The sequence below is a fragment of the Devosia pacifica genome (genome assembly GCF_014652635.1).
GTDB lineage: Bacteria > Pseudomonadota > Alphaproteobacteria > Rhizobiales > Devosiaceae > Devosia > Devosia pacifica.
Genome location: NZ_BMZE01000004.1, coordinates 256475 through 269745, shown reverse-complemented (window position 1 = coordinate 269745; position 13271 = coordinate 256475). Strand labels below are relative to the sequence as shown.

Annotated in this window: 13 protein-coding genes; 6 read left to right on the top strand and 7 right to left on the bottom strand. The window is 60.3% G+C overall.

Translation table 11 applies throughout. The annotated features are described in order from the left end of the window. The first annotated feature begins 62 nt into the window (after window positions 1–62). The 5 genes from IE127_RS17600 to IE127_RS17580 are packed head-to-tail and all read left to right on the top strand — an operon-like array spanning window position 63 to window position 3429. The gene (locus IE127_RS17600) at window positions 63–626 is read left to right on the top strand and encodes a hypothetical protein (protein WP_189427091.1); all 564 of its coding nucleotides are present in this window, start codon (window positions 63–65) and stop codon (window positions 624–626) included. A 10-nt stretch (window positions 627–636) separates the two neighbouring features. After that, the gene (locus IE127_RS17595) at window positions 637–1062 is read left to right on the top strand and encodes a phage holin family protein (RefSeq protein WP_189427090.1); all 426 of its coding nucleotides are present in this window, start codon (window positions 637–639) and stop codon (window positions 1060–1062) included. Continuing rightward, the gene (locus IE127_RS17590; RefSeq protein ID WP_189427089.1) at window positions 1062–2108 is read left to right on the top strand and encodes a DUF3618 domain-containing protein; all 1047 of its coding nucleotides are present in this window, start codon (window positions 1062–1064) and stop codon (window positions 2106–2108) included. The genes IE127_RS17595 and IE127_RS17590 overlap by 1 nt, the downstream gene beginning before the upstream one ends. 20 nt (window positions 2109–2128) lie before the next feature. Then, a complete protein-coding gene (locus tag IE127_RS17585; RefSeq protein ID WP_189427088.1) occupies window positions 2129–3091 on the top strand; it encodes a YihY/virulence factor BrkB family protein in 963 nt (320 codons plus the stop codon). Window positions 3092–3102: 11 nt separating this feature from the next. Next, window positions 3103–3429: a hypothetical protein gene (locus IE127_RS17580; protein ID WP_189427087.1), complete on the top strand. Its 327-nt coding sequence runs from the start codon at window positions 3103–3105 to the stop codon at window positions 3427–3429. Here the strand turns inward: IE127_RS17580 and IE127_RS17575 are convergent. The 7 genes from IE127_RS17575 to IE127_RS17545 form a co-directional block, all read right to left on the bottom strand. Beyond that, window positions 3426–4073 carry a glutathione S-transferase family protein gene (locus tag IE127_RS17575; RefSeq protein WP_189427086.1) on the bottom strand — a complete coding sequence of 216 codons (648 nt, stop codon included), beginning with the start codon at window positions 4071–4073 and terminating at the stop codon, window positions 3426–3428. The two genes, IE127_RS17580 and IE127_RS17575, sit on opposite strands and share 4 nt — an antisense overlap. Further along, a complete protein-coding gene (locus IE127_RS17570; RefSeq protein ID WP_189427085.1) occupies window positions 4073–5788 on the bottom strand; it encodes a Rieske 2Fe-2S domain-containing protein in 1716 nt (571 codons plus the stop codon). The genes IE127_RS17575 and IE127_RS17570 overlap by 1 nt, the downstream gene beginning before the upstream one ends. Then, window positions 5781–6650 (bottom strand): aromatic ring-hydroxylating oxygenase subunit alpha, encoded by an 870-nt coding sequence (locus IE127_RS17565; protein ID WP_189427084.1) that lies wholly within the window; start codon window positions 6648–6650, stop codon window positions 5781–5783. Before IE127_RS17565 ends, IE127_RS17570 begins: the two co-directional genes overlap by 8 nt. A gap of 104 nt (window positions 6651–6754) precedes the next feature. After that, window positions 6755–8572 carry an ABC transporter ATP-binding protein gene (locus tag IE127_RS17560; protein WP_189427083.1) on the bottom strand — a complete coding sequence of 606 codons (1818 nt, stop codon included), beginning with the start codon at window positions 8570–8572 and terminating at the stop codon, window positions 6755–6757. A 245-nt stretch (window positions 8573–8817) separates the two neighbouring features. Beyond that, entirely contained in the window at window positions 8818–9579 is a 762-nt protein-coding gene (locus IE127_RS17555; protein ID WP_189427082.1) for a FadR/GntR family transcriptional regulator, read from the bottom strand. A 10-nt stretch (window positions 9580–9589) separates the two neighbouring features. After that, window positions 9590–10654, bottom strand: a complete 1065-nt coding sequence (locus tag IE127_RS17550) for a Gfo/Idh/MocA family protein (RefSeq protein ID WP_189427081.1) — start codon at window positions 10652–10654, stop codon at window positions 9590–9592. 18 nt (window positions 10655–10672) lie between these two features. Then, window positions 10673–11680, bottom strand: a complete 1008-nt coding sequence (locus IE127_RS17545; RefSeq protein WP_189427080.1) for a Gfo/Idh/MocA family protein — start codon at window positions 11678–11680, stop codon at window positions 10673–10675. Window positions 11681–11956: 276 nt separating this feature from the next. Between IE127_RS17545 and IE127_RS17540 the strand changes: the two genes are divergently transcribed. Continuing rightward, window positions 11957–13240, top strand: a complete 1284-nt coding sequence (locus IE127_RS17540; RefSeq protein WP_189427079.1) for an ABC transporter substrate-binding protein — start codon at window positions 11957–11959, stop codon at window positions 13238–13240. Window positions 13241–13271 lie beyond the last annotated feature (31 nt).

Here is a 13271-nt window from a genome sequence, read left to right as displayed (position 1 = left end):
CACATCCGCGTCCTCGATCAGGCCCCGCATTTAGAAACGGGGGTATCAGAGAGGGTACAGAGATGGTTGATGATCCGAATAAAAATCCCAATCAGCCCAACACCGCAGCAGAAGCCACCTCGCGCACTCAGAACAAGGCTAATGCGGATTTCGACAGGGTGAAGTCTGAAGCTGACAACCAGCTTCATGCCGCAGAGCACGAAGCCAAGAACCAGTACAACAAGGCGCGTGAGTATATCGGCAACGAGGCTGAGAACGCCAAGGGCCAGGCGCGCAGCTTTGCGACTGATCAGAAGAACTATGCGGCAGAACAACTCGGCAGCGTTGCCGACGCTGTCAATCGCGTAGCGGACGACATCAAGGGCGACCAGCCGACGATGTCGCGTTACGCCGCCGACCTCGCTAACGGTGTACGCAATGTCGCCGATGCGACACGCGACAGCAGCATCGATGAACTCACACACCGGGCAGAGCGCTTCGGCCGGCAGAACCCGGCTGCATTTCTTGGTGCCGCTGCACTGCTTGGCTTTGCCGCAAGCCGGTTCGTGACAGCCTCGTCACACCGCCAGCGGACCGTAGAAACCCCTGCGGTGCCGGCGAACCCACGCAACACGAATACATATTAGGAGAAGCGACATGGACACCCGCGCAGACCCGCAAAACCAAGAGTCCCTGCCGCACCTCGTACGCGGACTGATCGACGATATTACGGGGCTTTTCCGTAAAGAGGTCAATCTCGCCAAGGCAGAACTCAACGAGAAGACCGCCTACGCAGCCGAAGGTGGTCGGATGATCGCCATCGGTGCCGTGCTCGGCATTGGCGCCCTGGGCGTTCTCCTTGCAGCTATCGTAACAATCATCGGTGCAGCGCTGACCGCGATGGGGATGTCCCCATTGGTCGCCAACAGCATCTCCGGCCTGATCGTCGCCATCGTGGTGGGCCTTATCGCCATGAGCATGGTGCGCGCCGGAATGAAAAGCATGAAGCGCGCAAGCTTCGATATGCACCGCACAACAGACGCGCTCGGCCATGATGCCGCCGCCGTCAAGGAGAGGTTCTGATGACCAACGCACATGATCGCGCAGAAAATCTCGAGCGTGAAGTCGACGCACAGCGCAGTCGGATCGAAACCCGCCTCGATGCACTTCAGGATCGGCTTTCGCCCGGACAGTTCATCGACGAGGCGTTGCGCTATACCCGCAGCGGCGCCGGCGCGGACTATGTGAATAATCTGGGTCGCAGCGTGAAGAACAATCCGCTGCCAGTGGCGCTGGTTGGCGTTGGCCTTGCCTGGCTGATGGCGCGCCCCGCCTCCGGACAGCGTATCCCAGAGCATCATTCCGATGCACGCGTGCCGGCTGTGGTCACCCCAGACCCCTACCCGGTCGCCACGGTGAAGACGACAACATTCAAGCGCTCGGCTCACGCGCGGCAGGATGATGGCAAGCATCGCAGCGAATGGCTCGATGACGCCGGCAAGAAGTACCACGCCGTCGCCGACGAAGCTGGTAACCGCGCCGGGCATTTCGTCGACGAAACAGGCAAGACCTATCGCGGTTTTGTCGATGAAACCGGCAATCGTATCTCGGATTTCCGGGACGAAACCGGCAAGCGGCTCGACGACGCCTCCGGCTGGGCTTCGCACAACTGGACGCTCGCTCGCGAGCGTGCCGCTGATGCACAGCGGGCTGTTGGCGAGGGCATTGATCATGCACGCGACCGGGCAGCTCAGGCCGGCCGGGATCTGCAGGATCAGGCTTCGCAGACCGGGCGCGATATCCAGCACCAAGCAGCGGTTGCCGGACGGGGGCTCGAGTCCTTCCTTCGCGAGCAGCCACTGGTTGCCGGGGCACTGGCCTTTGCAGTTGGAGCGGCCATCGGGGCGTCACTGCCACATACCCGCCAGGAAGACGAAGCGTTTGGCGAACAATCGGATGCTCTCAAGGATCGCGCTGCCACTGAGGCAGAAGGTCTATATGAGCAGGGCCGAGAAACCGTGAAATCCGCTTATGGCGATGCCAGCGAGAAGGCTGAGCGCCTGTACGACGACGCCAAGTCTTCGGTGTCCGGATCTGACAACCGGGACTCGACCACGAGCCGGCTATGAAGGGAAACGAGGCTGACATAATGGCAGCTAACGAAAACGGGCGCGGTCGTACCGCGTCCGCTCCCCAACACATACCCGTCAAAGGCTGGCGCGACATCGCGATGCGCGTGTTGGGCAGCTTCAACACCGACCGGGTCCCATTCACAGCCGCTGGTGTGACGTTCTTCGTCCTGTTGGCACTGGTGCCGACCTTGACGGCGTTTGTGTCCATCTATGGGCTGTTTGCCGATCGGGCGACCGTAGTCGATCATGTCAGCCTGCTCTCAGGCGTCATTCCGGCTGATGGTCTGCAGTTGATTTCTGATCAACTGGAACGCGTCGCTGGTGAAGGCAATACTGCACTGAGCTGGAGCCTGCTTATTTCTCTAGCGATCGCTCTATGGAGTTCGAGCGCCGGGGTTAAGGGCATGTTCCAGGCTATGAACATTGCCTATGGCGAGGAAGAAAGACGAAACTTCCTCATCTTCAATGGCCTTGCGCTGCTATTCACGCTTGCCTTTGCAGTGACAGCCGTTCTGGTCGTCGGCATCGTGGTTGTTATCCCATCAATCCTTTCGATCTTTCCGCTGGGCGGGTTGAGCGAATGGCTGATCCGTATTGCAAGTTTTGCACTGCTGGTCGCGGTGGTGCTGATCGGACTTGCAATGCTTTACCGGTTCGGACCGAGCCGCTCGCAGGCCCGTTGGCGCTGGATTACGCCCGGTGCTGCGCTCGCAGTTCTCCTGACGCTTGTCGTGTCGGTTCTGTTCTCCTGGTATGTGGCCAATTTTGGCAATTACAATGCCACCTATGGGTCTCTCGGCGCCTTGATCGGCCTTCTGACCTGGACCTGGATTTCAACGATCATCGTGATCCTGGGTGCCGAGGTCGATTCAGAGATCGAACACCAAACTGCGCGTGACACCACGACCGGACCCGAGGTTCCGCTCGGCGAGCGAGGTGCATACGTCGCCGATACCGTCGGCAAGCGCGCTGGATCATAAGGAGATCGAGCATGGCAAACGGCATCTATAAGCTCACGCCACTGGCCGGTCCCACCGATTCCAACTGGGATCGTGCAACGGATCAGGGCGAAATTATCGTGCGCGCATCATCTTCCGGCGATGCGCGCGTCGTCGCTTCAGAAGCTGAGGCGGCGGCAGCGGGCAAAGACCCCAACATCGCGACTACGCAGGTTATGGCCAGCGCTTTTCGCGACAGTCATCTCTATTCGGTGCAGTTGATAGAAGGTGCGGAATACCCGAAAGACGGACCCCGCGAAGTGCTGTCCGGTAGTTTCGAAGGTGGGCCTTCGGGACCACGCGCAGCAGATAGCATCTAGGCCTCGATGGCCGGGCCAGCCGGAAAGACTCCGGACATGACCGTGAACCCCGGAATACGCTTTACACGATCCAGCCAGCGGCGAATTGCCGGGTAATCCTGGCGCGGAACCCCTGCCTCTTCCGAAAGCGCGACATAGGGGAAGCAGGCAATATCGGCAGTCGTAGGATGAGAGGGCGCGCAGAGCCAATCGCGCCCTTCCCTTTCTCCAAACCACAAATGCTCATCCAAAAGACGAAACAATTGGTGCGCGCCTGCCTGGGCCGCTTCGATATCAACATCATAGAACATGCTGAGCCCCAAGCGCGCCGCAGATGCAGTGGCCGTGATCCGATTGGCGAAATCATGCCAGATGGCGATCTCGGCCAGCACCGCTGGGTCAGAGAGCGGATACCATTGTCCGGTCTTGTCGTACTTGCTGGCAAGGTAGATCAGAATGGCCTGACTATCGCGCAAAACCAGACCATCATCGACGAGAACCGGTAGCTCTCCGAACGGGTTGAGCTTTAGGAAAGCTTCGGACTTGTGCTCGCGCCCCGGGTAGAAATCGACAGGGACGGTCTCATAGGTGAGCCCGAGAATGCTCATCAGCAGTCGCGGCTTGTAGCAATTGCCCGAGAGCTCGAAGTCATAAAGGGTAATCATCAGATATCGAGAACCAGCTTGTCGGAGAGAGAGCGGGAGACGCAGGTCAGCATCGAGGCATTGGCCTGCTTCTCGGTCTCGTTGAGGTAGACGTCCTGATGGTCGGGTGTGCCCTCAAGCACTTTCGTCAGGCACGTGCCGCAGGCGCCCTGCTCGCATGAAGACGGCGCCTCGACGCCATTCTCGCGCAATACCTCAAGGATTGTGCGGCCTGCGGGCACTTCGAGCGTCAGCGCAGAACGTGCAAGCTCTACCGTGAAGCTTGAGCTCTGATCGATTTCGCGCGTGTTCTTGAAGTACTCGAAATGCACCGCCTCGTCCGGCCAGCCATTGCGGGCAGCGAGCGCGCGTACGAGTTCGAGCATTGGCGCCGGCCCGCATACGTAAAGATGCCGGGCAAAGCTATAGCTGCCGACGATTTCTTCCAGCGTTCGCCCGGTCTCAGCCGCGTCGAGGCCGATATGTGGAGAGACGTGATCGCCGAACCGTTCAAGGGCATCGGCGAACGGCAGGTGCTGCTGTGAGCGCGCGAAGACATGAAAATCGAACTCGAGCCGCGAGCCGAACAGGTTTTTCGCCATTGCCAGCAGCGGCGTGATGCCGATACCGCCGGCAATAAGCGTGGTACGGGTGGCGTCGCGGCGAAGGGGAAAGTTGTTGCGCGGTTCGGAAATCGCCAACAGGTCGCCCTCGCGCACAGCCTCTGCAATGGTGGAGGAGCCGCCGCGCGATTCCGGCTCGCGCTTGACGCCGATGCCGTAGTGGAGCTGTTCGCCCGGGCCATTGGTGATCGAGTATTGGCGGACAAGGCCGTTGGGCAGGTGCACATCTATATGCGCACCGGGCTGAAAGGTTGGCAGATGCCCTTCGAGGGCTGCCAGATCGAGGCCGATGACACCTTCGCCGGCATCGTATTTGCGTGCAACGCGAACGCGAATGCTGGTTCGGGTCCCAAGGCGCAGTTCCGGCATAGTCGCCAGTTCCAGCGATACCGGCTCGTATTCCGGCTCGATCGGTTCAGGTGCCGGAGCCTCGCGCGCCGTGCGCTCGATCTGTTCGCGCAGAGCATTCAGCAAAGCGTTGTAGTGGCGCAAGGTTGCGAGAGGCTGCGCGGGCGTTTCTGGCAACAGGGCGCGGATAACAGCCCTGCCCGCATCAACCGGCTGAATAAAGACAGCGGCGTCTTCACCACGGCCGCCAGCGAGCTTCATGCTGTAGCCGAACTCCGTAAGCCGGACCGGTTCACTTCCAGGCTCTGCGGCTGCGACAACCTTATCGCGCACCATCTCGGGTGTGGCGGTGACAGGAATGGGGCGCAGGGCGAACCAGTCGGCCTCTTGCAGCGGTTCCACAAAGGCATCGGCAGCGCCGGCAGCGGACCAGACGAGCCCCGCAAACTCGATGACCGGATAGGTCCGGTTGGTGATACGGCGCGCCGGCGCATCGGCGGGATGGGCCGGGATATAGGTGCAGCCGGCAGTGCGATTGGCATAGCGCCAACCGTGATACTGGCACTTGAGTTCGGCGCCTTCATTGATGCCGATGGACAGGCGGACGCCGCGATGCAAGCAGCGATTTTCCCAGACATTGACGTTGCCATCATCGGCGCGCCAGACGGCGAACTCACGCCCCAGCAACTGGCCATGGAAGACATGGCGATATGGCAGATCCTCACTCGAAGCGATTGGATGCCAGGCGGCGGACAGTTCAGACATCGGCGACTCTAGGCACTAGCGGTATGACACCGTAATTGACGCCCATCTGGCTGAGCCAGCGGCGATAGGCAATAGCCGACTTGTCGGCGCGGATGGGGGTTTCGGCACGCGGATCGAGCGGCAGTTTCTTGGGATACTGATTTTCAAGGATCGGCTTGTCCTGCCCAAAAATGGTCTGCTGGAAGCGGCGCATATCGGTGATGGTGCTGACATCGTCGATCAGCGACTGCAGCATGTGCGCGACGATCCGCTCCTCGCCGACCGGCTGGCAGAAGATGGCGATGACATCCCGGCGGTTTTCATCCGAGGGGCAGGATTTGTATAGCACTGAGCAATACGGATGCGGCACGCGGTAGACGTACTCCACTTCCTGCCCACCGGCAGATGAGGTCGCGGCGCGGGGTTGAAAAAACCGGCAGCGAGTCGCGAGAACCTCGCCGCGCTCGGCGGAAACTTCGACATCGTATTCCTTCACCTCGGTGTGCGGCTCAGCCCCCAGGATATCGGTGTGGACATAAGGGAAGTGCCCCATATCGAGGAAATTCTCGATGGCGCGTGGGGCGGATACGGCGACGCCGAGCGAGCCGGCATTCATGTTGCGCCGGTCAGCTTCGTCGTATTCCGGAATTTCGAACAGCGGCATAGGGGTGCCAAGGCTGGTCCAGATGAAGCCGTATCGCTCAAGAACCGGCAGCGGCTTTTCCGGCGCTAATGCTGCAGTGACGCGCAGGCCGTCAGCCAGACGTTGAATGATGATCGGCACATCGAACAGCACTGTGCGGAACGGCTGGCCGGAGGCCACCGCTTCATTGCCGGCGACTACGTGCCAATGATCGTTGAGATAGGGATTGGGGCGGTTCATCTGCAGTACCCGAATTTCCACTTGCAACGACCATAGGGATGACGAAGGGGGCTGACAATCGAAAGGCGCGGGACGGACCGCCAAAGCTGCCCGTCGCGCGACGCTCAGATACTGGCCTGAACCGTGTGCAGCCCGGCATAAACCCCATTGCCCGCCATCAGCTGATCATGCGTCCCCTCCTCCGCTATGCCGTCGCCTGTCAGCACAACGATGCGATCAGCGTGACGAACGGTCGACAGCCGATGAGCGATGACGATGGTGGTGCGGCCTTTCGCCAGGCTAAGGAGAGCCTGTTGGACAGCACGTTCGCTCTCGTTATCGAGGGCGCTGGTGGCCTCGTCGAAGATCAGAATTGGCGGATTTTTCAGGAAAGCGCGGGCAATCGTCAGCCGTTGCTTCTGACCGCCCGACAACCTGACGCCACGCTGGCCAATGTCCGTATCGTAGCCCAGCGGCAGAGCCGATATGAACGCGTGGGCGTTGGCCGCTCGTGCAGCGGCGACAATGTCCTCGTGACTGGCATCCGGCCTGCCATAGCGCAGGTTTTCCGCCACGGTGCCCGAGAACAGATAGACGTCCTGCTGAACGAGGCCAACGTGACGGCGCAGTGACGACAGGGTGACATCGCGGATATCGGTGCCGTCAATGAGGATCGCGCCAGTGCTCACGTCGTAAAACCGCGGGATAAGCGCACACAGCGTACTCTTGCCCACACCTGACGGGCCAACGAGCGCGACAAATTCGCCGGCTTTCACTTCGAGACCTAGATGGTGCAGCACCGGCGCATCCTGCGTATAGCCGAAGGACACATCCTCAAATTTTATGTGCCCCTTGGGTTCAGGCATATCGACCGCGTTCGGGCGATCGACAATTTCGGGGCCGATCTCAAGCAGATCCATGGCGCGCTTGAAGCCAGTATAGCCTTCCTGCCAGAGCCTGACGAAATTGGCGAGGCGCTGAACCGGGTCTACCAGCACAGCGACACAGAGCAGGAACGTCAGCATCTCCGGTACGGTTAGTGCGCCGGACGTAATGCGCCAGGCCCCGGCGACGATGACGAGGATGGTGATCAGCTGCGCGAAGGTTTCCGTGCCGACGGAGAACCAGGCCTCGCTGCGATACCCATCGGCGCGGCTATCGAGAAAGCGCTGGTTGTGATCAACGAAACGATCCCGTTCCAGCGTCTCATTGCCGAAGGATTGCACCACGCGGATGCCGGACAGGGAGTCTTCGACGCGCTCGTTGACCGCGGCGATCTCCTGCTTGCTACGATCGAGCGCCAGCCCCATACGGCGGTTGAAGTGCAGCGCGTAAAGCACTGCGGGCGGAGTCAAAAGCGCAATGAGACCAGCCAGAAGCGGATCGATGTAGATCAGCACAGCGAGCGCACCGAGATATTTCAGCAGCCCGATCGCCAGATCCTCCGGGCCATGGTGAAACAGCTCGCCGAGCCAGAGGGAATCGTCGGTGATGCGGCTCATCAGCTGGCCGGTGCGCTGCCGGTCATAAAAGCTGAAGGAGAGCTTCTGACAGTGCTCGAAGAGCTCCTGACGAACCGCGGCTTCGATCCGCGCGCCCATGACATGGCCGCGATAATCGACGAAGTAGATGGCGACGACCTGTATTGCGAGGATGAGCAGCATGACTGCGCCCATCGCCAGAATCAGCTCAATGGCCTCGCGACCTTCCGCGAGAGACGCGAGGTGCGTTGTCAGGTAATTTGCGCAGAGCGGCAGCGCGACGGCGGTGGCGGCGACCAGAATCGCGCAGAGCAGATCCGCCACCAGAAGCGGCAGATGCGGGCGATAATAGCTCAGGAATTTTCGCCAGCGGCTTTGCTGGTGCGGAGAGGCACCTAACTGGCTAGAGGTCTCGTGCAGGCGCGCTTTGGCAGCGTTGGAGGGCGGAACTCGAACGTCCATGAATCAATGTGTCCTTGTGGGATGTGTCTCCTTTCGTGATGGACAGCTTGGTTTTCATGGTGGTCTCCCTCAGGCCTTCGTGTGGAAGAGACTATGGCCAGTGGCGCTATCGAGCGCAATCTTCGGCTCAGCGGCGCATGCCGGTCAGCGACAGAACGTGGCGGGAAGGCCACAAAATCGGCTGACAAACTGAGTCCGGCAACTGAGCCAAACGGCTGAAACAGAATCGATAATCGACGCGAAGTTCAACCGCGCGATGATTGCTCTTCGGTCTCTTCCGGGGCGAAGCGTCCGCGCTCGTCGGCCTCGAGCAGTTCATTGATGACGTTGCGAATGTGGCGAGCCATGGCCTTGTAGGCAGCATCCGGATGACGCATGCGCAGCGCAGAGACGATCGAGTGATGGTCGCCGATCCAGAGCGGCCGGACGTTCTCGGCGTGGATGTGTTCGTGCAGTTTCTTCCACATCACCGACTCGTCACGCTGAGCCCACAGCGTTTCGATCATCGAGACGATGATGGCGTTGTTGGTCATGCGCGCGATCGTCATGTGAAAATCGCGATCGCCCTTTTCCTGCAGCAGCACGACATTCGTCTCCTGCTCCATCTGGGCGATGCACTCTTCAAGCACCATGATGTCGTAGCTGGTGGCGCGTTCGGCCGCGAGGCTGGCGGCACTCGATTCGATTGCCAGCCGCGCCTCGAGCAATTCGAACGGGCCGGGACCGATATCGGACTCGGCAAGATCGAAATTCACCTGCGCGGCACGCGAAGGCAAAACGACAATACCAGCCCGGCCACGGACTTCGACGACGCCGCGCATTTCAAGCGCGATCACCGCCTCTCGGATGACGGGCCGGCTGACCTCGAGTTCCTCTGCCAGCTCACGCTCGGATGGCATCCGCCAGCTCTTGTCACCGGCGTGGGTCTCGATCAGCCGGGCAATCCGGCGGGCAACGGCCTGGTAGAGCCGCTCCCCTTGTGGCCGGGCTGGCCTCTCGCTTTGCATGGTACCGAGCCTACGGGAGCCAGGACCGGTATAGCGGGTGCTGCGCCTGAATTGGCAGCGGCGTCCGTTCACCGGTGCGCTGTGAGTGGTAAGCAGCCGTCACCAGCTCCAGCGAATTGCGGGCGTCCTGCAAGGTCACCGGCGGTTCGGTGTTGCCGGTGATCGCGGCGTGGAACAGCTCGAACTGACGGGTATAGCCGTCTTCCTTGACTTCGTAGTCGGCAAGCGCGGCGTCAATTTTCGCCTGATGCTCGGGTGTGCCGGCAGTGAACGTCCACGGGTCACGGCCCATGGTGTAGGGCTCGAGAATGCTCTCGGCGACGAGATCATGGAAGCAGAAGCGCAACCGCGAGATTTCCTTGCGCGAACCGAGCGTCATCGACAATGCAGCCAGCGAGCCGTTCTTCATACGCACGGATAGTGTCGAGGTGTCCTCGACTTCGATGTCGTTGACTAGGGTCGCGCCATGCGAGAACACCTCGGCGCAAGCGCCGTGCACGTAGTTCAGCATGTCGTGGGCATGGATGGCGTGGCCAAGCAGCCCGCCGCCCAGTTCGGTCGCCCATTTGCCGCGCCACGGCACCGCGTAATAATCCGGGCCGCGCCACCAATGGGTCTCGATGGTGGTCAGGAACGGCTTGCCGGTGAGACCGAGTTCGATCAGGCGCTTCAGTTTCTGAAGGCCAGTGCCATAGCGGTACTGGAAGATCGGCATGAATTTGCGATCGGTCTTCGAAACGATCTCCATCATCTCGTCGACCTCGGCGATCGAGCCGAATAGCGGCTTTTCGCAGATGACGTGCTTGCCGGCTTCGATGGCGCGCTTGGAGAACTCGAAGTGCGAATCCGGTGGGGTGCAGACATCGATGATGTCGAGATCGTCCCGGGCAAAGAGGGTCTCGATATCCTGGGTGTATTCGGGGATTCCGAACTCCTCGCAGGCCGGCTTGCCGCGCTCTTCATCGAGCGAGCACAAGACCTTCACATCGAACAGTTCCGAGTTCCACTTGTAGCCGGTCAGGTGGCGCTGGGCGATGCCCGCTCCGACGATGCCGACCCTGAGCTTTTCCGTCATTGGTCTTTCCTTGTCCGCTTAGCGACTTGTCAGATTGCTGGCGTTCGTTTGCGCTTCCAGCGAGAGCCTGCACACTTCGTAGACGTGTTCCTGGCTCATCGCCGTCTCTGTGCGATCGCGCACGTCAGCGATGAACTGAGTGAAGTACTCAAGCGTCTCATCCGAGCAATCGATGTACTCGACGCCGTCCTTGTTCACGAGGAACAGGTGATCCTTGCCCTCGCGGCCAGCGATGTCGACGTATTTGCGCAGCTCGATATAGCCTTCGGTCCCGAGGATGGTGAGACGGCCATCGCCCCAGGTGGGCAGGCCGTCGGGCGTGAACCAATCGACGCGGACATAGCCGGAGCCCTTGTCACTGCGCAGCATGACTTCACCGAAATCCTGGAACTCGGTCTTTTCGGGCGAGGCAAAGTTGCCGACCGAGGAGGCCACGACTTCACCGGAGGTCGAGCCGGTATAGAACAGGAACTGGTCTATCTGATGCGATGCGATATCGACGATGATGCCGCCGAAAGCATCGAACTCCCAGAACCAGTCCGGGCGCGTGCCGCCAAGGCGGTGCGGCCCCATACCCATGGTCTGTACCACCTTGCCGATAGCACCATCCTTGACGAGCTTGCCGGCTTTCACGGCAGAGCGGACGCATAGGCGCTCGGTGAAGCAGATCGAGAATATCTTGCCGGTCTCGGCAACAGTCTTCTTGATGTCTTCAAGTTGCTGGAAAGTCGTGACGCCGGGCTTGTCGGTGATCACGTCCTTTCCGGCGCGCATCGCCTCAATGGCGATACCGGCCCGATCCCGTGGAATTGCAGCGGTGCAGATAACATCGATGCTCTCATCGGCGAACAACTGCTCGCGCGGGATCTGTGGTGCATCGGGGTAAGCCTCGGCGACTTTTTCCACCAGGGCGGGCACAGATGATTTCGGACAGAAGCCGACAAACTCGGCACCCGCGCGTGTCAGTCCCTTGATGTGATCGAAGATGTGACCGTGGTCGATGCCAACCACTGCAAATCTGAGCATACGAGATGTCTCCTCTTGAGCGCAGACAGACCGCTTCCGGTCCGAATTTCGGCCCATCACAAACCCCTTGATCATGCCAATGTCAAGCCATTGGCTGACCAATTCGCGCTTTGGTCCAATTCCCTCGTGTCAGAATATCATGATCTTTCCGTTATTTACGAGATCTCTGAAACTTTGGTCTTACCAAACGCTTGACATTTTGGTCTTACCAGAAGACGGTTTGCGCGAGGAATGCCTAGTGTGACCTCACAAGCATTCAAGTGGAGGAGGACTCGGATGAAACTTGCATCGATGAAGACGACCACTGCCCTGGCACTCGTGTTGGCGGCGTTGCCGGCGACAGGCGCGATCGGGCAGGAAATTCGCATGCTGGTCGGCGATACCGGCACTGGCGGCACCCTGTTCGAGGAGATGGCGGCGACGTTCGAAGAAGAGCATCCCGGCGTCGACGTCGTGATCGAAGAAGTCAGCTACCAAACCATCGTCGAAAGCCTGCCGGTTCAGCTGCAGGCCGGCGAAGGTCCGGACATTGCCATCATCACTGATCTGGGCGGGCTCAGCCCGTTCTATGAAGACATTACCGACTATGTGGACGCTGATTATTTCGAGCAGGAGTGGGGCCAGACCCTGCAATGGTTGCGCGGCGGAGACACAGAAAGCAGTGCCATTTACGGCATGCCCACAACGCTTACTGTGAACGGCGCCTACGTGAACCTGACCCTGTTCGAGCAGGCAGGCGTCGAAGTCCCCGAGGAAGGCGCAACCTGGCAGGAATGGGCTGAAGCGACACGCCAGGTTGCTGAGGCCACCGGCACTGACTTCCCGATGGAGATGGACCGTTCGGGCCACCGTTTCGCCAGCCTTGCGATCAGCTACGGCGCAGAACTGGTTGACGAGGAAGGCAACCCGGTTGTCGATGACGGGCTTCGCGCTGCCATCGAACAATTTGTCGAATGGCACGAGAATGGCACGATGCCGATGGACCTTTGGGGCGCTGTCGGCGGCTCGACTCACCGCGAGCTGTTCTCGGACTTCCTGAACGCCAACGTCGTCCTTTATTTCGGTGGCTCCTGGACGCTGGCGCAGATGGACACCGAAGTTGGCGACCTGTTCGATTGGGCAGTTGTGCCAGCACCGTGTGGGCCCTCGTCCTGCACAGTCATGCCCGGCGGCGGCGCCATGGTCGGATTCTCCCATACCGATCATCCGGAGCTGGTCGGCGAGCTGATCAACTTCTTCGCTCAGCCGGAGAACCTCGACTTCTACATCTCCCAGGAAGTCGAGATTCCGTCCGCTGCCTCCCAGATCGAGAACGGCGTCGACTACCCGAGCGCTTCCGAGAACACTCAGGATGCGCTTGCGGTGTTCTCCGCCCAGATCCCGAAGATGGCGGATGCTGCCTATCGCTTCCAGGGCTGGCGTTATCAGCGTGCGATGATGAACTCGCTGACCACCCGCATCAGCCAGGTGCTCAACAACGAGCTCAGCGTCGACGCAGCGCTCGAACGTATCGAGCAGGACGTCAACCTGGCTATCGAAGCTGCTCAGACCAACTCCTGATCGAAGATGAGGCCGTCCCGGCGATGCCGGG

What these genes read in the sequence shown, in the direction of transcription:
- IE127_RS17550 (WP_189427081.1), bottom strand. Translation starts at nt 10,654, where the DNA reads ATGACGGAAAAGCTCAGGGTCGGCATCGTCGGAGCGGGCATCGCCCAG.
- IE127_RS17595 (WP_189427090.1), top strand. Translation starts at nt 637, where the DNA reads ATGGACACCCGCGCAGACCCGCAAAACCAAGAGTCCCTGCCGCACCTC.
- IE127_RS17585 (WP_189427088.1), top strand. Translation starts at nt 2,129, where the DNA reads ATGGCAGCTAACGAAAACGGGCGCGGTCGTACCGCGTCCGCTCCCCAA.
- IE127_RS17580 (WP_189427087.1), top strand. Translation starts at nt 3,103, where the DNA reads ATGGCAAACGGCATCTATAAGCTCACGCCACTGGCCGGTCCCACCGAT.
- IE127_RS17600 (WP_189427091.1), top strand. Translation starts at nt 63, where the DNA reads ATGGTTGATGATCCGAATAAAAATCCCAATCAGCCCAACACCGCAGCA.
- IE127_RS17590 (WP_189427089.1), top strand. Translation starts at nt 1,062, where the DNA reads ATGACCAACGCACATGATCGCGCAGAAAATCTCGAGCGTGAAGTCGAC.
- IE127_RS17560 (WP_189427083.1), bottom strand. Translation starts at nt 8,572, where the DNA reads ATGGACGTTCGAGTTCCGCCCTCCAACGCTGCCAAAGCGCGCCTGCAC.
- IE127_RS17575 (WP_189427086.1), bottom strand. Translation starts at nt 4,073, where the DNA reads ATGATTACCCTTTATGACTTCGAGCTCTCGGGCAATTGCTACAAGCCG.
- IE127_RS17570 (WP_189427085.1), bottom strand. Translation starts at nt 5,788, where the DNA reads ATGTCTGAACTGTCCGCCGCCTGGCATCCAATCGCTTCGAGTGAGGAT.
- IE127_RS17540 (WP_189427079.1), top strand. Translation starts at nt 11,957, where the DNA reads ATGAAACTTGCATCGATGAAGACGACCACTGCCCTGGCACTCGTGTTG.
- IE127_RS17545 (WP_189427080.1), bottom strand. Translation starts at nt 11,680, where the DNA reads ATGCTCAGATTTGCAGTGGTTGGCATCGACCACGGTCACATCTTCGAT.
- IE127_RS17555 (WP_189427082.1), bottom strand. Translation starts at nt 9,579, where the DNA reads ATGCAAAGCGAGAGGCCAGCCCGGCCACAAGGGGAGCGGCTCTACCAG.
- IE127_RS17565 (WP_189427084.1), bottom strand. Translation starts at nt 6,650, where the DNA reads ATGAACCGCCCCAATCCCTATCTCAACGATCATTGGCACGTAGTCGCC.